This is a genomic window from Paenibacillus sp. FSL M7-0656 (assembly GCF_038003225.1).
Taxonomy (GTDB): domain Bacteria; phylum Bacillota; class Bacilli; order Paenibacillales; family Paenibacillaceae; genus Paenibacillus; species Paenibacillus amylolyticus.
Genome location: NZ_JBBOOT010000001.1, coordinates 4,599,018 through 4,619,136 on the forward strand (window position 1 = coordinate 4,599,018; position 20,119 = coordinate 4,619,136).

The following is a 20,119-nucleotide window of genomic DNA, read 5'->3' on the forward strand; positions in this document are numbered from 1 at the left end:
AGGTCCTTCCATTACTTGCTTAAAAGCGAGTTGGGAGGGGCCTTTTTTGTCTTCTGAAACCTCTGATAAGCTTACGGAAATGGGTCTTTATGAAAGCAGTGAAAATACCTATTTATGGAATTACAAAAAACTTTCAACTATTTTCGCAAAACTACTGCATTTTCAAACCACCTGTGCTAACATACCCTAAGAATTAAAGCCCACATGGGAAAGGTGAGAAAATGACAGCAATAACCTCAACCAAAGAGTCCCTTCGTTCTGATGCCAAGGATCTGAATCTGATTCGACTTACATGGCCTATTTTCTTGGAACTCTTCTTATTTATGTTGATGGGGAGCGTGGATACGCTCATGCTCAGCTCGGTATCCGATAATGCGGTCTCCGGCGTTGGAGCAGCCAATCAGATTATTTCTATCGCTATCCTTGTATTGGAAGTCATTGGACATGGTGCTGCGATTGTAGTCGCACAATATATCGGATCCAAAAAGTTAAGTGAAGCAGCACAAGTTACGGGTAATGCGATCACACTGAATCTTATCGTAGGTCTGGTCCTGAGCGGAATCTTCCTTCTGTTCGGAGGACATTTGTTATCACTCCTGAACATTCAAGGCGAAATTTATGATTTTGCCCGTTCGTATATAAATATCGTCGGTGGCGGTATCTTCCTTCAGGCGCTCATTAATGCGCTGGCTGCGACGATTCGTACACATGGTTACACCAAAGAAACGATGTATGTTGCTGTATTCATGAACGTGATTCACGTTGTTGGTAACTATGCATTGATCTTTGGACACTTCGGCCTGCCGAAGCTTGGGGTGGAAGGGGCAGCGATCTCCACGGTGGGAAGCCGTTTTATCTGCCTTCTGATCTTCTTCTGGTTGTTGTATCGTGTGAGCGAGGTACGGGTGGATTTTGAATACTACATTAAGTTGTCCAAGAAATTCATTGGCAAAATTCTGCGGATTGGCATTCCGTCTGCGATGGAATCCATGGTATATCATTCCTGCCAGCTCGTGTTCACGCTGTATGTGACCTATCTGGGCGCAGAAGCTATGGCAACCAAGCAGTATGCGGGTAACATCTCCAGCTATATCTACTTGTTCAGCATGGCGATTGGTATGGGGACATCGATCATTGTAGGTCGGCTTGTGGGTGCGCGGCGCAAAGACGATGCGTACAAACGTGTTTTTGACAGTGTAAAATGGGCCCTTCTTGCCACGGTTATCATTGATGTAATCATCATTTTTTTCCGTGTGCCGCTGATGAGCATATTTACGGATAATCCGGAAATTATCAAGCTGGGGGCTCAAGTGATTCTACTCAGTCTTTTGCTCGAAACCGGGCGTACCTGCAATATTGTGATCATTGGTTCCCTGCGTGCGGCAGGGGATGCAAAGTTCCCGGTATACATGGGTCTGATCTCCATGGTCTGCATGAGTCTGCCGCTGGGATACCTGCTCATATTCAAGCTTCATCTGGGGCTCGCTGGTGTATGGCTTGCCATTGCGGCGGATGAGTGGACCCGCGCGGTCATTATGTACTTCCGCTGGAAGAGTAGAGCTTGGGAGAAACATGAACTGGTGGAGCATGATGACGAAGAGGTTGGTGCACAGCCGGTACCAGCTGTCTGACGAAGAATGTTGTGCAAATAGATAAAGCAAATAGATAAATGAACCTGTTGTAGATCAATGAAGTGGCTCTAGAGTAGCCACAGGGCGGCAGTTTCCCAGAAGAGTCAATTACGGAAAGGATTCAATCCGTGATTGGCTCTTTTTGCATCTCCGGCAGAGGTAAACAGAAATAAAGATAGCAAAAATGATCAAAACGGCGATGACATCCTTCACGTATAGTAAGGATATGGAAGGGGGCTTTACCTCAGTTGAGCCGTTACCGTGCAATGATTCAGCAAAGTTTGTTCTATATTGAGACTCATCTGCATGAGCAGATTGGACTGGAAGAAGTGGCGTCCGAGGCGTTGTTGTCGCCGTATCACTACCATCGAATTTTCCGTAATGAGGTGGGCATGACCGTGGTGGATTATATCCGAAACCGTCGGATGAGTCTGGCGTCTACGGCACTGCGAACCACAGATGCGGGCATTCTGGACATCGCTCTGGCATGTGGTTTTGAGAGTCAAGAAGCCTTCACCCGTGCATTCCGCAAATTATATGGCATGCCACCAGGACGTTTTCGCAAATTGTTCGATCTGAAATTATTCGAAGGAAGAACCAGAGGAGGAGAATTACAGATGAATCAGACGTCAACAATTACAGGTTGGATGTTAACCGGGAGTCATCCGCAGAATTATGAGATGGGCATTGATCCGGCTGAAGTGCATCAGGGGAAAGCTTCAGGATATTTGAAGGCCGTTACGCCGATGAAGCCTAACGAGTTCGCAACAATGATGCAACAGTTCAGAGCGGACAAGTATGTGGGCAAGCGGATGAAGTTATCGGGATTCGTGAAGACCGAGCATGTGGATGCGTTCTGCGGATTATGGATGCGTGTGGATAATAACGTGCATGATGTACTTCAATTTGATAACATGCATGATCGGCCAATCACGGGTACGCAGCCATGGAATCAGTACAGTATTGTGCTTGATGTGCCGGAGGGCAGCGCGGTCATTTCATTCGGGGTTATTTTGAACGGCAAAGGAAAAGTGTGGGTCGACAGCTTCCGCTTCGAGGAGGTTGATCTGAACACACCACTGACACATATGGAGACAGAGTACGAGATGTCGGACGAGCCGCTGAATCTGTCATTTGAGGAGTAGATGCAATTTAAGTGCAGATCCATTATCAAGCTGAGGCTATATGGGAATTATGATATAATGCTGGTGAGAATGGAGCTGATGCTGAGTGACGGAATTACTCGATCCACGAGTAGATTTTGTGTTCAAACGCATTTTTGGAAGTGAGCAAAACAAAGATGTTTTGTTAGCTTTTCTGAACAGCACGTTTATAGAGACCGGCGAATCTCCTCTTACGGAGATCACTGTGGTTAACACTTATACAGATAAGGATAGTCCAGAGGATAAACAATCCATTCTGGATATTAAAGCAAAGACGGTAGAAGGCAAACTAATTAACATTGAAATGCAGCTGTTTAACCCGTATAACATGGAGAAAAGGACGTTGTTTTATTGGAGTGAGATGTACTTTCATCAGATAAAAAAGGGTGAAAACTATAGTCTACTCAAAAAATGCGTGACTATTAATATACTTAACTACTCCTGTCTGGATAATGAGCGATATCACAATGTTTTTCATTTACGAGAAGATCATACAGGTAATGGTTTGACGGATGATATCGAAATACATGTGATGGAACTAACCAAATTGGATGAGTATTCTGTTCCGATGGAAAAAGGCGGACTCGTGAATTGGTTATTATTCCTTAAAGGAATAGATACATCAAACTGGGAGGTGCTGGCCATGAATGAACCGATGTTGAAAAAGGCGATGGATACGCTGGAATTTCTGAGTCAGGATGCGTCCACCAGAATGGCCTACGATGCTCGAATGAAAGCATTGAGTGACGAAAAATCAATGATTGAAGGCGCACGAGCTGAAGGAGCGGCTGAAGGCAAGAGAGAAATGGCTCGTGAGTTACTCACACTTGGCGTAGATCTCTCTGCTATAGTTAAAGCATCTGGACTCTCTGAAGATGAAATTAAGAAGTTATTGCCTAAACAGTAACATGAAACGGGAATCTATAGATTAAGGGCTGATCCAATCACGGGTTGGCTCTTTTTGTCGTCATTGGGGTATAAAGAAAGTAGAGCCAAGTCCAAGCTGAGAGGATGAAAGCTTCTCATACAAATTGCAAACTCATCCATAGCTAAATCGCAAAGACCTTGCTAACATAAATAAAAAAGAACTGAATATTTACACGAAAACGAAGAGTGCAGAACCAGTCTGAAGAAACGAAGTTCAAAGCTTTCTGTCAGAAAGCTACTTCGGAAGCATATGCTACGCCCTTTATCACCGGATTTCCCCTTTGGAAGAAGGGGATTAAAGAAATCTGGGGATAACAGCGATCAGAAGACGGTACTGCACTTGAAGTTATCTCGTGTAACGTAGAGGATGAATCCCATGAATAAAAAAGTGCTCGTGGTAGATGACGAATCAAGCATCGTCAGTGCCATTGCTTACGCGCTGCGGCGCGAAGGATATGAAGTAGATACTGCGAGTGACGGCGAAGAGGCCTTGGTTAAGGTCGCATCGTTTCACCCACAGGTCCTGATTCTGGACGTGATGATGCCAAGGCTTGATGGATACGGCGTATGCCGCAGGTTGGAGGACCGCGAGGATATCGGCATTATTTTGCTGACTGTCAAAAATGATATCGTGGACAAAATCGTTGGCCTGGAAATGGGCGCCGATGATTACATGACCAAACCATTCGAGATCCGTGAACTGCTCGCAAGGGTGAAAGCGCTCATGCGCCGTGTCGAGAAAAGCAGTCCACCACCTGACGATTCGAAGAATCAGGCCATCGTGAATGGCACACTGCGTATTCATGTTGCTCACCGCACAGTGACCGTGAATGAGGAGAAGCTGGATCTGACACCAAAAGAGTTCGACCTGCTGACCATTCTCATGTCCAATCCCGAGCGGGTGTACACACGAGACGATCTACTAGATCGAGTGTGGGGCATGGAGTATGCGGGTGGTACACGAACCGTAGACATTCACATCCAGCGTTTGCGTAAAAAAATTGGAGATACGGATCAGCAAAAATTACAGACTGTATACGGGATTGGCTACAAAGCATCTGCACCTGAAACAGGCGGGGCCATATGAGAGTCAGCATCAAGCTGAAGTTCAGTGTTTTTCTGGCTGCATTGCTTATCCTTACCGTGGTGGTGCTTAGTTCACTGGTCCTGCGCGGTATTGAACGCAATCAGCAGTCACAGATTGAAGGTATTTTATCACAGCAGACACGGCTGGTGAATCTGAATGTGCGACAGTCCTACTACACGGAGTCTGTTCATCTTGAACAGGAAGTCTTTTTACAACAAAACGGCCGCAGGCTTGCACAGGAACTGGCCAACTCTACCGGATTGCCAATTGCTCTCTATGATATGAAAGGCCAGCAAGTTGGCTCATCGATCAGTTCCGGGGAGAGTGCGATTGTTCAGGATACGCTCAACTATGCACTGCAAAATAAAATTGCCTATCATGAACAAGGGGATACCTTGCTCTACGCCGCACCACTGGACGGTCCGGATGGACAGATGGGGGCTGTATGGATGCAATATCCGGTCCAAAGCTACCATGAATTCTATACTCGCATCCTTCAATTGTTCATATGGGCAGGAATTACCGTTGTTGCGCTGAGCTTCATATTAGGTTATCTGTTCTACAATCGGTTTGCCGTTGCGATTACTCGACTGAAGAGGTCCGCAGATTCCATTCGCGAAGGGAATTACATTACGGAGTCTCCTTTAAAGCGCAAGGATGAGTTGGGGGAGCTGGGGCAGGGCATCTATTATATGAGTACATCCATTCAGCAAAATATCACAGCCATGCATGCAGAGCAGCAGAAGCTGCAACTGGCGATTGAGAAGCTTCAGGCGCTGGAACAGCAGCAGAAACAATATATCGGTAACATCAGCCACGAATTCAAGACACCGCTGACGTCGATCAAAGCTTATGTGGAGCTGCTCGACATGTATAAGGATGATCCACAACTGCTTGATGATGCCACGAGTAACATTGGCAAAGAAACGGAGCGGCTGTACGAGATGGTCGAGAAAGTCTTACATTTATCTGCTCTGGAGAAGTATGACTTCGAGAACCAGGCCGAAGATGTAGAGGTCAGCGCTCTGCTGGAGGATGCCTGTGGCCGGATGCGGGGGAAAGCCGAGAAATTTGGGCTGAACATGGAACTGGATCTTGAACCGGCGGTGATCCGCAGCGATCGGGAGAGTCTTATGCATATTTTCATCAACATGCTGGATAATGCCATCAAATATAACGTTCCGGATGGTGTGATCCGGGTGAAGAATGAACTACGGATGCAGGAGCGTCAAGCGGTTATTCGGATCTATAACTCGGGTACGCCGATTCCGGCAGAGGCGCGGGAGAAGATTTTTGAACCCTTTTACACGGTGAACAAAGACAGAGCCAGAAAAACCGGCGGAACCGGACTGGGGCTATCTCTCGTGAAGCAGTTTGTTGAAAAACAGGGCGGTACAATCACCCTGCTGTCGAGTGATCCAGAAGATGGGGAAGGTGTGACGTTCCAGCTCATGTTCCCTTTGGCTGATTCAAGTTTACAAGTTCGAAACAAGTCTGAATAACTTTGGAAGTATGCGATGTGTATGCTTGGTCTATAGCAAGAGAAACCAGGGGGGACCATCATGAATTGGAAACAAGCAGCTATGGGCACGTTCGGAGCCATTGCCCTGTTAACGACAGCGGCATGTGGGGGAACAACGGAGCCGGGGGGCAACGCACAAGGCGGGAAAACGGGCACGGATATTACGGTAAAAGATAATACCAACACGTCCGTGTACCAGAGCTTCAAGCTGGAGAAGATTGATAAATTGCCGAATATGCGCGGAATTGCATGGCTTAGTGATGACTGGATTGTATCCGACAAGGAGAACAAGTCCCTGAAACCCGTCACGGTTGAAGGTCAGGAAAGATACCCGCACAACTTATATATGTATGATCTGACGAAAGGCACCGACACGCCGCTCAAGGAAAGTGAAGCCAGTCTGGGTGCACCGCTGGTGTCACCGGATGGTCAGTATCTGTTTTACCGGGAACCGGAGGAAAATACGGGTAAAGGCTACTTCTTGAACCTGCATAACGGGGAGACAACCCCTGCGGGTAAGGAGGATGGATTTATCCAAGAGGGCGCGTGGCTGGATAATGAACATGTCGTTTTCCCCAATATGAAGGGTGATCTGATCTCGGCAAGTGTGGATGGCACAACGAAAGTGCTGGTGGAAACAGGTAATTTCAATGTACGGAGTATCAAGGTGTCAGGCGATATGCTCTATTATATTACGGGCGAAGATGGCCAGTTGAATGCATACGATGCGAAGACGGGTGACGTGAAACAGGTGCTGAAAAGTGTGGAGTGGGTCATCCCTTCTAATGATGGAACAAGGCTTGCGATTGTGAAAAGAACAGCGGATACCAAACGGGCGCTGGTGCTCACCGATCTGGAAGGCAATGAGAAGGCCACTCTCGCCAGAGGTACACAGGTTTTCGGCACAAGCTGGTCGGGTGATGATTCCAAGATTGCATACACCATCAATTCTGAGAATGATAATGAGAAAGGGCTATTTGTCTCCAACACGGAGTCGGCAGAACAGTTCCAGATCTCGGCCGATATGGACAACGCTTCTGACCCACTCGCCTGGAGCCCGAAAGGAAATAAAATCCTGTTATCGCAGGCGGTATTGGAGAATGAATCGTATCACTTTGTAACCTCGGTCATTACGATCTCGGAATAGGGGAATGATGCAGAAAGATATGTTCCATATCTTTCATGCCTTTCTATACATTTATATTGACTAAGCTGTTCCGCTTCCGATAAACTAGAATGCAGGAATAAAAGTCGAATGTCAGGCAGCAGTTCGAGACGATGTTTCGGGCGGCTGTTTATTTTCTTTTTAACAGTAAGGGTGCAACGTAGTCGTCTTGCCGGATGATCCGGCTAATAACAACATGGAATAGGAACAGGTGATATACATGTGTAACAGCGCGTACCGCGTGCTTTTATATTATAAGTTCGTGAAGATTGAAGACCCAGAGACGTTTACACAAGAGCATCTGCAATACTGTAAGGACCTGGGTGTGAAAGGCCGTATTCTGATCGCATCCGAAGGCATTAACGGTACGGTATCCGGAACGCCAGAACAGACGGAACAGTACATGAAAGATATGCTGGCTAATCCGCTGTTCAGCGACATGGTGTTCAAGATTGATGATGTCGAGGAGCATGCGTTCAAAAAAATCTTTGTTCGTCACAAAGCAGAGCTGGTAACCTTCCGTGTGGAAGATGAACTTGACCCAAATGTGACTAGCGGCAAACGCCTTTCGCCGAAAGAGTTCCATGAACATCTACAACGTGATGACGTTATCGTTATCGATGGTCGCAATGATTATGAATACGAAATTGGTCATTTCCGCGGGGCCATCCGTCCAGATGTGGAGTCGTTCCGTGAGTTTCCGGAGTGGATTCGGGAGAACCTGGGTGACATGAAGGACAAAACGATTATTACCTACTGTACTGGCGGCATTCGCTGCGAGAAGCTGACCGGGTTCATGATCAATGAAGGATTCCAGGATGTGGCTCAATTGGACGGCGGTATTGTCACGTACGGTAAAGATCCGGAAGTACAAGGCCATCTGTTCGATGGCAAGTGTTACGTGTTTGACGAGCGCATCTCTGTACCGATTAACCGGACAGAAGAGGATATTGTCATTGCTAGCTGTTATCACTGTGGAACGACACATGACCGATATATTAATTGTCCAACCTGCAACCTGCAGCATGTAAGCTGTGAGGATTGCGAAGAGACGCATAACCGCTTTTGCTCGGATGCCTGCCGGGAGGCAGCACCGGTACACGCATAAGCAGGAGAGCAGGTGCTGATCGTGAAGCGCGAAGAGGAACGAACGACGCGTGAACGGATTTTGTTCATGCTGAAGCAGCAAGGTACATTGACCGCCAGGGAAATGACAGCTGATCTGGGTCTGACTGGCATGGCCATTCGCCGTCATCTGACGGCACTGGAGCAGGACGGCTGGATCGAGGTTCGGGAGGCCCGGGCTACGGCCGGACGTCCGTCCTCGGTGTACCAATTGACGGTACGCGGGGACAGCTTTTTTCCAAAATCCTATTCGTCCCTTACACTGGAACTTCTTGAAGAATTGTCTGACTCTGCCGGTAGCGGTGTGGTGGATGCATTGTTCGAGAGTCGCAGGGACAAACTGCTTCGTAGCGGATTGCCACAGATGGAAGGCCAGGATCTGGCCGGACGGGTGGAGGAACTCGCGCGAATCCAGAATGCCAACGGATATATGGCGGATGCGTCCAGAGAAGACGATGGAACTTACGTCATTACGGAAATGAACTGCCCGATTGTACAAGTCGCGAGTGTCTACAAGCAGGCTTGCCGCTGTGAACTCGATCTGTTTCGCTCGCTACTTCAAGCTGAGGTGGAGCGTACCGAATGTTACGCCGATGGCGGCAAAAGGTGCAAGTATGAGATTCGCGAAGCGTCGGGGAATTAATTGGTTTATACACAAGAGATTGTTTCGATTCGTCGAAATAGTCTCTTTTTTTGGTAATGAATTACGTATAAACGCTATTTACGTATGGCGATGCGTGTTATAATGGAACGAACATCCAGTGCATGTTCGCATCCTTATATTTGCTTATACTTCAGCAGATATATCCTGTCCATTTTGCGCGTAGGAGTGAATAATAATGACAGAGTTGCTTGATCCCAAGAACGATTATGTGTTTAAACGAATCTTTGGAAGTGAAGAGAATAAGGATGTTCTTTTGGCTTTTCTGAATCATACCTTCAAAAATGCAGGTGAATCTTTACTGACCGAGATTGTGTTAATCAACCCTTATCTGGACAAGGATACACCGAGAGATAAACAGTCCATACTGGACATACGGGCCAAAACAGATCAAGGTGAGCTAATTAATGTTGAAATGCAGTTGTTTAATCAGTATGATTTAGAGAAGAGGACTTTGTTCTATTGGGGTAAACAATATTCCGGACAATTACTTGAAGGACAGAGATATAGTCAACTCAAAAAATGCGTAGCGATCAACATTGTTAATTTCAAAATGCTCGCTAATGATCAGTACCACAACGTATTTCATTTAAGAGAAGACCATACTGATATTCCGTTGACGGATGTTATAGAGATTCATTTTATGGAAATACCAAAGCTGAATGATGAAAATATTCAAATAAAGGATGGATTGGTGCGTTGGCTGTTATTTCTGAAAGGAATGACTAAATCAAGCTGGGAGGCGTTAATGATGCACGAACCCGAACCGGCTTTGAAAAAAGCCATGAGTGTATTGGAGTTTCTGAGCCAGGATGAGCAAGCACGTCAACGATATATCGACCGTCAGAAATTTCTATGGGACGAAGCTTCCATGATTGAGGGCGCACGAGAAGAGGGTCTCAAGAAAGGCATGGAGGAAGGAATTCAAAAAGGAATCGAAGAAGGGATCAAAGAAGGTGAAGCTGAGAGCAAGCGAAAAATCGCAATGAATATGCTCACTTTAGGTCTTGATCAGGCTACGATTATTAAGGCTACCGGGCTAACTCCATCTGAACTAGAGGAACTGCAAAAAGAAAAGGAATAAGCACTCTGGAGCTATCCTTTGATTGATATAAGGCGACCATACCCAAAGTACATTGGGAGGGAGGCCTCTTTTTTTGAAAATTTTAAATTTGAAAAATCTCATGATGAAGCACAATACTTGTCTGGAGCGGAGAAAGCTGCCGTGATTGCCCAGTTGGATCAATTACCCAACGCCATACTGCCCCCGCATCTGCCACATGAAGCGACGGTTGTTCTTGATGTTACCAGAGCGTCCAGCATTCGCATCTTTATGAAGGAGTATGAGAAGTTGTCCGGTATTGGCTTTGCAGATATCGAACCCTGGATTAAGCTTGTTGCGGTCGCAAATTGATCGCGGATGCCATATCAGAAGCGGAGAAAACAATACTTGTGGACGAGATTAGAAGAAGACTTCATACTCCACTTTCATGAGTAGGACCTTATTTTGCTGTACCCATGGCGACCATCTACAGAACAATGTAGGTGGTTTTTATGTTTTATGTAATGTTTTCTATCACAACCATACGATGAAAGTAAATTGGAAGCGGTTCAACCATTGACGGATATCGGGACGCCCCTTAATATTAGGGGAACAATAAAACACCAACACGGGTCATGGACTTCAGTCGCATGAGAAAAGTCTATATTTGTCTGCTTTTGTCGATCAAAGCAACAATGCGTTGAAGCGTTTGTTTTGTCCCGCCCTATCGTGTCAATGAAATCTCGATAAGGGTAACCACATTTTATAAGATGGAGAGGGGTTCTCACACATGAAAAAGAAATTTTGGATGCCACTGATGATGGTTGCTTCAATGATCGTTGCAGCAGGTTGCGGAAATAACAGCGGTACAGGCTCGGAATCCGAAGGATCAGGGACTACAACAGGTGGAGGCAGCGAGGAAAAATCATATCAGATTGCCATCTCGCAGATTGTTGAACATCCATCTCTGGATGCTACACGTGAAGGGTTCATCGCAGCCCTAAAGGAAGCGGGCATTGAAGAGAACAAGAACCTCAAAATCGATTACAATAATGCGCAAGGTGATTCGACGAACAACCTGTCCATTGCACAGAAAATCTCAGGTGATTCCAAAAATGATCTCGTACTCGGCATCGCAACACCATCTGCGCTGGCTCTGGCTCAACAAGTGAAGGACAAGCCATTGTTATTTGCAGCAGTGACAGACCCACTGGGTGCCAAACTGGTGACCGATATGGATAAGCCGGGCGGCAATGTTACAGGTGCATCGGATACGAATCCGGAGGCTATTGTACAATTGGCTGACTTTATCGCTAAAAATCTGCCGGATGTGAAAACGGTGGGCTTGGTCATTAACGAAGGTGAACCAAATGCGGTGGTTATGGCAGATAACGCTGAAAAAGCGCTCGCAACACATAATATCAAGCTGGTGAAAGCACCAGTTACGAATACATCAGAAGTAAAACAGGCTACGGATTCCCTCGTTGGCAAAGTAGATGCCTTCTACATTACACTGGATAATTCTGTCGTGAGTGCTGTTGATACGATCATCCAAACGGCCAACAGTAATAAAATTCCGTTCTTCTCCAGTGATCGGGATACCGTTGAAAAAGGAGCTTTTGCAACCGTTGGCTTCAAATATTATGACCATGGATATCAGGTGGGTGAGATGGCCGCGGACATTCTGAAAAATGGTACAAAACCTGGTGATATGAAAGTCACCGTTCCGGACAAACTGGATCTGATCCTGAACCTGAAAGCAGCTGAAGCCCAAGGTATCACGGTTACGGATGAGATGAAAGCGGAAGTAAAAGACCAGGAAAACAACATTATTCAATAGAATCAATATAATGAGTTTTGAGATTGATTCAATAATCTGACCGGAATGTAATCCGGCAGTATGGATGCGAGGCGAACGTGCAACGGGTTCGCCTCATTCTTTTCGATAGACAGGGAGGAAGTAGTGTGAGTATAAGCTGGAATTCAATTGAAGGGGCGATCGAGCTGGGGCTTTTATATGCACTGATGGCACTTGGTGTATATATTACGTTCCGCATACTCGATTTTCCTGACCTTACCGTAGACGGAAGTTTTACAACAGGAGGCGCAATCGCGGCGGTTATGATCTCCAATGACTTCTCTCCTTGGCTAGCCTGTTTGGCGGCAATGGCTGGCGGCATGGTGGCTGGGGCTTGTACAGGTCTGCTTCATACCAAAGGCAAAATCAACGGATTATTATCCGGGATTTTGATGATGATCGCGCTCTACTCCATTAATATGCGTATTCTTGGCGCACCGAATAAATCCATTATGGGTATGGATAATCCATTCTCAGGTGAGCATGTCATGGTGTTAATTATCATCGTGGTGCTGGTGTTTAAAATCATGCTTGATCTGTTCATGAAAACAGATGTTGGACTGGCACTCCGCGCGACAGGTGATAACAAACGTATGATTCGCAGCTTTGGTGCAAATACGGATGTGACTACCATTGTAGGTGTCAGCTTATCCAATGGATTGGTTGCCCTGTCTGGTGCATTCATTGCACAGCAATCAGGTTTTGCAGACATCACGATGGGCATCGGTATGATCGTTATTGGACTGGCTTCCGTCATTATCGGTGAGGCCATTCTTGGAGCAAGAACGGTATTCTGGGCTACACTTGCAGCGATCGTTGGTTCAATCATTTACCGGATTGTGGTCGCGCTTGCGCTTCAAGTGGAATGGTTTGATACATCTGATCTGAAGTTGATCACCGCGGTGATCGTTATTATTGCTCTTGTATTCCCAACGATGCAACGCTCCATGAAGCAGCGTAGTCTGGCTCGCAAACGAACGGAAGAGTTGATGCGATCCGGGGGTCATCAGGCGAAGGGAGGTATGTGATCATGCTGGAGATTACGCAAGTAACCAAGCTGTTCAACCCAGGTACAACGGATGAGAAGACCGCGCTGGTTGGTGTGAATCTGACAATGAATCCGGGAGACTTTGTGACGGTGATTGGCAGTAACGGAGCGGGTAAATCCACGCTGATGAACATCATTTCGGGTGTGATGAAGCCGGATATGGGCAATGTGCTGATCAATGACCGCTCCATTAAAAACCTGCCGGAGCATAAACGTAGCAGCTGGATTGGCAGGGTATTTCAGGACCCGATGGCAGGAACAGCACCACATATGTCCATTGAAGAGAATATGGCGATGGCATACAAACGTGGCAAAGGACGCGGACTGGGCTTCGGAGTTACCCGTGCCAGACGGGAGATTTTCAACACGCAACTGGAGAAGCTGGGAATTGGACTGGAAAAGCGGCCGAATGCAAAAGTGGGTCTCTTGTCTGGCGGAGAGCGCCAGGCACTTAGCCTGTTAATGGCTACGTTTACCCAGCCGCAAATTTTGCTATTGGATGAGCATACGGCAGCCCTTGACCCATCACGTGCCGAACTGATAACGGAACTAACGGAGACACTTGTGCGTGAGATGAGACTGACTACATTGATGGTGACGCACAATATGGAGCAGGCCATTCGTCTGGGTAACCGTCTGATCATGATGGACAAAGGCCGAATAATTCTGGATGTCAGCGAAGAGCGCAAGCGTACGTTGACTGTCCCTGAGTTGCTTGGTGAATTCGAACGGATTAGCGGCAAAAAAATGGCAGATGATCGTGTCGTGCTGGGTTAAGACAAGGGAACACTTGTTGGAAGAACAGATATACGTACCGTAACCCACAATCTAAGCCATCTATAAGATAGACGATAAAAACCTTTTGCGTTCTCGCAAAGGGTTTTTGTGGTATGTTGAACACGTTGAAAAAATGGAATGAATCTATACGATTTCGGATCAGCGAATTATACATAGTAGGAGGAACCAGACATGTCTTTGCAATTGGATGAAGGGACATATACGGTAACACGGCGAACGGAATCCATTTGTCTACTCGCCAAGGAATTTGCACTGCTGCATTTCCTGTATGAAAACAAGGAGAAAGCCTTCACCCGCAGTCAACTGCTGGATCGGGTATGGCCGCTTGAATATCCGGTTGAACGCACTGTGGACGATCATATCTATCGCCTGCGCAAGAAATTGAAACGCTGGGATGAGATCCGTCTGGATACAGTAAGGGGCTATGGATATCGGCTTGCTGTGCATGAGAACAAGTCCGCTCTACCCGCTAGCCCCTCTGCTCAGGACCCAGAAATGCAGGAGGTCATTCACGGATTACTTCGTAAATATCACTTGTTTGGGCAGGGAAACGCCATACAGACCTTGGTCCAACAGCAGGAAACACTCGGTATTCAGATTGTCCCGTATTATCAGTTGTATATCCGTTTTATACAGGGAGATCTGGAATGGCTGATTACAACAAAGGAAATTCCCTTTGAGGAGCGTCTATACTGGCTACTGATTTTCGTGCACCCCCTGATCGAGCCAGCGGATAGTATACAGCTGTATGAGAAAGCTTTGAGTTCAGCTGCATTGTCTGCCGATCAGCTTCGCGAACTCCGCATTCTGAACATCGTTGAAGTTTATGTAGAGGTGGGCCAATATCAACGTGCCAAAGAGCAGCTGGAAGAAACATATCGTGTAATAGAGACTGACGAGCTCAAGAATTTCAGACTGCCTGTAGCACTTGCAGCGTTGTATGTGGAACTGTGGGGTGGCAGCGGCGAAGCTGTTGAGGCTCAGATGGCAGTCCTGCGAGCGGGATTGAAGGATGCACCCTATCTGCGAGAGATCGGACGTTTTCAGGTGATGGAAGGATTATGGTTACTTCGGCAGGGACGGATTCGTGAGGCAGAGTTAAGAATGGATGATGGTCTGGATGTATTGAAAATGTCGCTGAATGCACCGCTGTATCTGAATGCGGCATTTCAGATTCTCCTATTCCTGGGTCATCATCGAATTGAAGGTAGAATTCGCAGTAAATATCGTCAAGTGTATGGAGAGATAGGCAAAAGTTACGGTGTACCCGCATATGGACAACAAATTGTAGATGAAATACGTAACTTCTTATCTCCTACCTCCCCATCCTCTGATCTTCCTCTGTTATAACTCCTTTATGATTACAGCCAAGGAACATACAGACCACAAGCGGCTGTAATCAAGGGAGGAAGTACATGTATGACCGTCATTTCAAATGAACCCACATCCAATGAATCCACCGAATCACCCGTCTCATCTGCGGAATCTTCCAAAATCTTATGGACTAACCTCCGGTTTGTCCGCATGTTTATCGCATACTCTCTGGCTACGTTTGGAGACTGGTTCGATGCACTCGCCATCCAGGTGATGGTGGCTTACCGCTGGGGTGCTGATCCACTGATCATTGCACTTATTCCTGTATGTATGGCTGTCCCGGGTATACTGCTGGGCTCCTTTGCAGGTGCCCTGGCTGATCGACTGCACAAAGTAAAGATCATGATCTTGTGTGATGTGATCACCGTGGGATTAACCGTTGCTATTTTATTCGCGCCAAGCCCGGCATGGTTGCTGCCACTTCTTGCCTTGCGGGCCATGATGGGGGTGTTCCATGTTCCAGCCCAGCAGGCGTTAACCCGCCAGGTGGTGGCAGAGGAGCATCTGTTTCAGGCATCGTCCCTAAACGGTTTTGTGAGCCAGTGTTCGAAAGTGGCGGGACCACTTCTGGGTGCAGTCATTTTGGCCATCTTTTCACCACAAATCTGTATTGTCATTAATGCCTGTACCCGCCTGTTGTCGGGTGCGGTATTATGGCCCTTGCGGCGTTTGGTGGAGAAGTCGGAGTTCGTTGAATCAGACGGAAGTGCTGCAAGTGAAAAGGATGGATCGGAATCTTTGTTCTCCCAGTGGAAGCAAGGCTGGCGTTTTATACAGAGCAGTCGCACCGTGATGAGTACGATTTTGTTCGGCTGTTTTGGACTCATGGCCATTCTCATGATTGATTATCAGTTTACGACCCTGTTTCGGGAGATCAAGCCAGGTAATGAATCACTGCTCGGATGGTTGGGGTCTTCGGCAGGAGCCGGGGCAGTCGTCACCATTTTGTTGTTAAATCGCTTGCCGAGAATTGGGTATGGGTGGGGACTGGGTGGAGGATATCTGTTCGTGGGTGCCGGAATCGCTGCGCTGGGGTGGATCGGCCCACAAACACCTGAAATTTGGGTCATTATCTGGGGTCTCTGTATCGGGCTGGGCAATGGACTCTTTATGGTAACACTGAATTATTTGTTGCAAAAGGAAACCCCTCCTGCCTATGTAGGGCGCGTCTTTGGCATTCAAAATTCACTATCCAGTGTTGTACTGGTTGTAGCTCCACTTGCAGGTGGAGCGCTCATTCGAGTTGCGGGGCCGAGCCCCACCTTTCAATATATCGGTCTCGCTACACTGGTAATTGGTCTTGCCGGCATACTACTACAGCGCATTTTGTGGGAAGGGAAGCAGCCTCTCGTGTCTGAAGCCAAAGAGAACATTCCGCAGGAATCGGCCTGATAGCCTTTGTCTGGACATTTTTAATCATCCATCTACAATATATAAAGAACAGCCGCTTTCGGTACTCATCCGAAGACGGCTGTTTGCACGTTGCCTTTGTTATACATCGTTGAACGAATCATACTTCCCACCAAGCAAAATAAGCAGTGGAGGCCATCAGTCCACCAACCGAAAGTGATCCGCTGACAGAGAGGTTAATGGCTTGACCCGGAGGAACCACGTAACGGCCAAATTCATTGGACAGAAACGGCCCTGCTTGAAGGGGCATAGCCATCAATGGGGTCGCTCCTGAAGGTGTAGCAGCAGAGAACCGTACCGTGGCTACGCTGGTATTGCTGCTGGAAAGATTACTGTTTACCGGCGTGAGTGTGGTGGGCGATGTCAGTGTTCCATTAGCGCTCAGACTCATGGAACCACTGAAGGAAGATAACAGATTGAGTGATACCGTGATTCCGCCGGAGAGTCGTGATACGTATAGGGTTTTCCCACTCCCTGCGGGATTAGCTAATTGTACGGTGGCGATCACCGTTCCTCCCAGTAATCCTAGTGTTGTGGAGTTGGTGGAACCTGCGTTGTACAGATTGCCTGTACTGCCAGCATTATTCTCTGGAGGTGCAACAATACCGGGAGAAATATACGTGTTGGTGTTGGACGTATAGACGGGCTGGCTTAACGGGTTGAATACATTATTGTTCGGCACAGTGTGCACCTCCTTTTATCAGGGTCAAACTCAGAATTCCCACCAGAACAGATTAATGGCTGCGGTCTGATTCCCCGTGCCTACGCTAATGGATAATGTTTGTCCCGGTGGAACAATAATGGAGCCATTCAGATCCAGTGAATACATTCCTGCGGTGAGCGGAATACTTGCGATGCTCGTGAAGGTTCCCCCCAGAGTACCTGTATTTTGTCTTGTGGTAACTACACTGGCGTTGGTATTTCCAAGTAACGTATTGACGGGCACTGGTGTGCTACCAACAGTCACGGTTCCTCCTGAATAGATAACAAGAGTAGCTGCCGCTGTTGTGCCTCCTGTGAGGCTGGATATACGTATTGTTCGGCTGCTGCCAGCCGCATTCAAGATCTGTAGAAGAAGATTCTGGTTGGAAGGAATTAAGGTATTGTTGGTCGTTAGGGCAAAAAAACTGCCTGCAGTAGCTGCACCGCTGTCTGGTGACGCTTCAATGCCCGGGGCTGAGAAGGTATTGGTCAGTTGAGTAAACAGGGGACGATTAGATTGGTTGAATACATTATAGTTGGTCATCTCATCCACCTCCCATAGACCAGTTCATTTGAGCAACATTCCGATTGATTCGTATTTCATTGTACTGGCAGTGTATGTGAAAAGAAGCAAAATGGATTGGGGACTGAGCCGTATATCTGGAAATAACGGCGGTTGCCGTGCCCGTATATCCAATCCGGGCATACGATGCGTAAGCACATTTTTTAAGGGGAAATCGAGATGAGTCGAACAGCAAAGCAAAGCAAGAAGAGAACGAAGCAACCAACTAAATATGTCAGTCGCCGTCGCTCCCGTCATTCCTGCCGCGCTAAATTGCTGAAACCCCCTTGTTCCCGGATTACTCGTCCCCGGTTCAAGCAGGGTGCTTCCTCACGTACGAAACTCCCTGGTGCTATTCATTGTTTTACAGAGCATACGTATGTCGGAGCCGAAACCAGTAGTAGCATGGATTCACTCCCGGCACAAGACACCTCATCACTCAGCATGTATACCTATGGCGTTGTGAATCGGGGCAAACATCCGGCTCTTGTACAGATCCAGATCAGCCCAAATGCCGTAGATTATGCTGTGGACAGCCAGGAGGTGGTCGCGGGAGGCCAGACCAAAGCGCTGGTACCATTGCGATTTTTGCACTATACCCGGCTTGCAATTCGATCCGTTGAACCGGATCAGCCGACCCGGCTCGATGTTTACTTTCAGGCGCAGCGTATGCCGTAAGGGAGTATGATCTCACAGATTTGACCAGGGAGGAGGACAAGGCACATGCCTAACTTTACAACGTTTAATACGAATCCGGATAATTTGAGAACGTTGATTTTTGGCCAGGATAGTACAGGCACAGCCCAGCCTGTCAGAACGGATACAAGCGGGAACGTGGTTGGCATTATTTTGGACGGAACGATCAGTAACATCTCAGGTCTGACCACGGTTACAATTAACGCCGGAACCATTACCAACATTCTGAACGGAACGATCACGAGTGTACTTGGAGCGACGATCACAGCAGGTACGATTACCAGTGTGCTTGGAGCCACAGTAACAGCAGGTACATTGACGAATTTGCTGAATGGTACGATCACAAGTGTATTAGGAGCAACGATCACGGCGGGAACGATTACAAGTGTACTCGGGGCAACCGTAACAGCAGGAACGCTGACAAACTTGTTGAACGGTACAATCACGAGTGTGCTCGGAGCCACGGTGACCGCCGGAACATTGACGAACTTACTGAATGGTACGATCACAAGTGTATTGGGAGCAACGATTACCGCCGGAACGATCACGAGTGTGCTCGGGGCCACGGTGACCGCAGGAACATTGACAAACTTGCTGAATGGTACGATTACAAGTGTATTGGGAGCGACGATTACCGCCGGAACGATCACAAGTGTGCTTGGAGCCACGATTACAGCAGGTACCATCACAGGTATACTCGGAGCGACAATTACAGCAGGAACACTGACGAACCTGTTGAACGGAACCATTACCAGTGTGCTCGGGGCCACGGTGACCGCCGGAACGTTGACGAACTTGCTGAATGGTACGATCACGAGTGTATTGGGAGCAACGATTACCGCCGGAACACTGACAAACTTATTGAACGGAACCATTACAAGCGTACTTGGCGCAACGGTAACAGCGGGTACGTTGACAAACCTGCTAAATGGTACAATCACCAGCGTGCTTGGTGCTACAATTACCGCGGGAACACTTAGCAGTGTGACGTCCATTTCACAGAAGAGTTTTCAGGAGTCCCAACTCATAAGCACCCCGACCGCCAACACCTTCACAGCGCTCCCGGCGGTTACGACCAGTGTATTTGGCACGTATTCTTTCTTTGTATATAACCGGGGGCCGGGTGTAAACCGGGTAGATGCTCTTGTTGAGATCAGCGCCAACGGAACGAACTGGTACACGGATGTGACGACGGTAACGGGCATTTTGTCCGGGTCAGTCGATGTATTGGTACCGCAGCGTTTTCTCAAATACACGCGTCTTTCCTACCGCTCCAGCCTAATCGGTGCACCAAGCACGATTGATGTGTTCTTCAATGGACAAGGCACATAACCCATTTATTTGTCAT

19 protein-coding genes are annotated in these 20,119 nt (G+C 47.5%); 17 read left to right on the forward strand and 2 right to left on the reverse strand.

The genetic code is table 11. The features are described 5' to 3' along the window. The first annotated feature begins 221 nt into the window (after positions 1-221). The 15 genes from MHI01_RS20380 to MHI01_RS20450 all read left to right on the forward strand — a co-directional run bounded on the left by MHI01_RS20380 (position 222) and on the right by MHI01_RS20450 (position 16,793). A complete protein-coding gene (locus MHI01_RS20380; protein WP_340983982.1) occupies positions 222-1,631 on the forward strand; it encodes an MATE family efflux transporter in 1,410 nt (469 codons plus the stop codon). Between the two features lie 266 nt (positions 1,632-1,897). After that, positions 1,898-2,776 (forward strand): helix-turn-helix transcriptional regulator, encoded by an 879-nt coding sequence (locus MHI01_RS20385; protein ID WP_340983983.1) that lies wholly within the window; start codon positions 1,898-1,900, stop codon positions 2,774-2,776. Between the two features lie 85 nt (positions 2,777-2,861). Beyond that, positions 2,862-3,701 carry an Rpn family recombination-promoting nuclease/putative transposase gene (locus MHI01_RS20390; RefSeq protein WP_340983984.1) on the forward strand — a complete coding sequence of 280 codons (840 nt, stop codon included), beginning with the start codon at positions 2,862-2,864 and terminating at the stop codon, positions 3,699-3,701. A gap of 396 nt (positions 3,702-4,097) precedes the next feature. Beyond that, positions 4,098-4,808 (forward strand): response regulator transcription factor, encoded by a 711-nt coding sequence (locus tag MHI01_RS20395; protein ID WP_047840845.1) that lies wholly within the window; start codon positions 4,098-4,100, stop codon positions 4,806-4,808. Next, positions 4,805-6,310, forward strand: a complete 1,506-nt coding sequence (locus tag MHI01_RS20400; protein WP_340983985.1) for a sensor histidine kinase — start codon at positions 4,805-4,807, stop codon at positions 6,308-6,310. Before MHI01_RS20395 ends, MHI01_RS20400 begins: the two co-directional genes overlap by 4 nt. A 60-nt stretch (positions 6,311-6,370) precedes the next feature. Then, positions 6,371-7,477, forward strand: coding sequence for a TolB family protein (locus MHI01_RS20405; RefSeq protein ID WP_076251820.1), 1,107 nt, complete (start codon positions 6,371-6,373; stop codon positions 7,475-7,477). 238 nt (positions 7,478-7,715) lie between these two features. After that, the gene (trhO, locus tag MHI01_RS20410) at positions 7,716-8,603 is read left to right on the forward strand and encodes an oxygen-dependent tRNA uridine(34) hydroxylase TrhO (protein WP_036606654.1); all 888 of its coding nucleotides are present in this window, start codon (positions 7,716-7,718) and stop codon (positions 8,601-8,603) included. Positions 8,604-8,624: 21 nt separating this feature from the next. Further along, on the forward strand, positions 8,625-9,263 hold the full coding sequence (locus MHI01_RS20415) for a helix-turn-helix transcriptional regulator (protein ID WP_340983986.1): 639 nt from the start codon (positions 8,625-8,627) through the stop codon (positions 9,261-9,263). A 196-nt stretch (positions 9,264-9,459) separates the two neighbouring features. After that, on the forward strand, positions 9,460-10,365 hold the full coding sequence (locus MHI01_RS20420; RefSeq protein ID WP_253504028.1) for an Rpn family recombination-promoting nuclease/putative transposase: 906 nt from the start codon (positions 9,460-9,462) through the stop codon (positions 10,363-10,365). A gap of 117 nt (positions 10,366-10,482) precedes the next feature. Further along, positions 10,483-10,695, forward strand: a complete 213-nt coding sequence (locus tag MHI01_RS20425; protein ID WP_340907409.1) for a hypothetical protein — start codon at positions 10,483-10,485, stop codon at positions 10,693-10,695. 418 nt (positions 10,696-11,113) lie between these two features. After that, the gene (locus MHI01_RS20430) at positions 11,114-12,163 is read left to right on the forward strand and encodes an ABC transporter substrate-binding protein (RefSeq protein WP_340983987.1); all 1,050 of its coding nucleotides are present in this window, start codon (positions 11,114-11,116) and stop codon (positions 12,161-12,163) included. Between the two features lie 185 nt (positions 12,164-12,348). Then, positions 12,349-13,209, forward strand: coding sequence for an ABC transporter permease (locus MHI01_RS20435; protein WP_051154091.1), 861 nt, complete (start codon positions 12,349-12,351; stop codon positions 13,207-13,209). A 2-nt stretch (positions 13,210-13,211) separates the two neighbouring features. Next, positions 13,212-14,006 (forward strand): ABC transporter ATP-binding protein, encoded by a 795-nt coding sequence (locus MHI01_RS20440; protein WP_340983988.1) that lies wholly within the window; start codon positions 13,212-13,214, stop codon positions 14,004-14,006. 192 nt (positions 14,007-14,198) lie between these two features. Beyond that, entirely contained in the window at positions 14,199-15,377 is a 1,179-nt protein-coding gene (locus tag MHI01_RS20445) for a winged helix-turn-helix domain-containing protein (protein WP_340983989.1), read from the forward strand. Between the two features lie 69 nt (positions 15,378-15,446). Further along, positions 15,447-16,793 carry an MFS transporter gene (locus tag MHI01_RS20450; RefSeq protein ID WP_340983990.1) on the forward strand — a complete coding sequence of 449 codons (1,347 nt, stop codon included), beginning with the start codon at positions 15,447-15,449 and terminating at the stop codon, positions 16,791-16,793. A 118-nt stretch (positions 16,794-16,911) separates the two neighbouring features. Here the strand turns inward: MHI01_RS20450 and MHI01_RS20455 are convergent, their stop codons facing one another. Together MHI01_RS20455 and MHI01_RS20460 are read right to left on the reverse strand one after the other, a co-directional pair. Next, on the reverse strand, positions 16,912-17,493 hold the full coding sequence (locus MHI01_RS20455) for a hypothetical protein (RefSeq protein WP_100528247.1): 582 nt from the start codon (positions 17,491-17,493) through the stop codon (positions 16,912-16,914). Positions 17,494-17,523: 30 nt separating this feature from the next. Beyond that, positions 17,524-18,057 carry a hypothetical protein gene (locus MHI01_RS20460; protein WP_340983992.1) on the reverse strand — a complete coding sequence of 178 codons (534 nt, stop codon included), beginning with the start codon at positions 18,055-18,057 and terminating at the stop codon, positions 17,524-17,526. Between the two features lie 198 nt (positions 18,058-18,255). Between MHI01_RS20460 and MHI01_RS20465 the strand changes: the two genes are divergently transcribed. Both MHI01_RS20465 and MHI01_RS20470 read left to right on the forward strand, forming a co-directional pair. Then, the gene (locus MHI01_RS20465; RefSeq protein WP_091012617.1) at positions 18,256-18,753 is read left to right on the forward strand and encodes a DUF6385 domain-containing protein; all 498 of its coding nucleotides are present in this window, start codon (positions 18,256-18,258) and stop codon (positions 18,751-18,753) included. Between the two features lie 45 nt (positions 18,754-18,798). Then, positions 18,799-20,103 (forward strand): DUF6385 domain-containing protein, encoded by a 1,305-nt coding sequence (locus MHI01_RS20470; RefSeq protein WP_340983993.1) that lies wholly within the window; start codon positions 18,799-18,801, stop codon positions 20,101-20,103. Positions 20,104-20,119: the final 16 nt, after the last annotated feature.

Excerpts from the sequence above, each read along its gene's own strand:
- MHI01_RS20380 (WP_340983982.1), top strand. The coding sequence starts at position 222 with ATGACAGCAATAACCTCAACCAAAGAGTCCCTTCGTTCTGATGCCAAG.
- MHI01_RS20385 (WP_340983983.1), top strand. The coding sequence starts at position 1,898 with ATGATTCAGCAAAGTTTGTTCTATATTGAGACTCATCTGCATGAGCAG.
- MHI01_RS20395 (WP_047840845.1), top strand. The coding sequence starts at position 4,098 with ATGAATAAAAAAGTGCTCGTGGTAGATGACGAATCAAGCATCGTCAGT.
- MHI01_RS20400 (WP_340983985.1), top strand. The coding sequence starts at position 4,805 with ATGAGAGTCAGCATCAAGCTGAAGTTCAGTGTTTTTCTGGCTGCATTG.
- MHI01_RS20405 (WP_076251820.1), top strand. The coding sequence starts at position 6,371 with ATGAATTGGAAACAAGCAGCTATGGGCACGTTCGGAGCCATTGCCCTG.
- trhO (WP_036606654.1), top strand. The coding sequence starts at position 7,716 with ATGTGTAACAGCGCGTACCGCGTGCTTTTATATTATAAGTTCGTGAAG.
- MHI01_RS20420 (WP_253504028.1), top strand. The coding sequence starts at position 9,460 with ATGACAGAGTTGCTTGATCCCAAGAACGATTATGTGTTTAAACGAATC.
- MHI01_RS20430 (WP_340983987.1), top strand. The coding sequence starts at position 11,114 with ATGAAAAAGAAATTTTGGATGCCACTGATGATGGTTGCTTCAATGATC.
- MHI01_RS20435 (WP_051154091.1), top strand. The coding sequence starts at position 12,349 with ATGGCACTTGGTGTATATATTACGTTCCGCATACTCGATTTTCCTGAC.
- MHI01_RS20440 (WP_340983988.1), top strand. The coding sequence starts at position 13,212 with ATGCTGGAGATTACGCAAGTAACCAAGCTGTTCAACCCAGGTACAACG.
- MHI01_RS20445 (WP_340983989.1), top strand. The coding sequence starts at position 14,199 with ATGTCTTTGCAATTGGATGAAGGGACATATACGGTAACACGGCGAACG.
- MHI01_RS20450 (WP_340983990.1), top strand. The coding sequence starts at position 15,447 with ATGACCGTCATTTCAAATGAACCCACATCCAATGAATCCACCGAATCA.
- MHI01_RS20460 (WP_340983992.1), bottom strand. The coding sequence starts at position 18,057 with ATGACCAACTATAATGTATTCAACCAATCTAATCGTCCCCTGTTTACT.
- MHI01_RS20465 (WP_091012617.1), top strand. The coding sequence starts at position 18,256 with ATGAGTCGAACAGCAAAGCAAAGCAAGAAGAGAACGAAGCAACCAACT.
- MHI01_RS20470 (WP_340983993.1), top strand. The coding sequence starts at position 18,799 with ATGCCTAACTTTACAACGTTTAATACGAATCCGGATAATTTGAGAACG.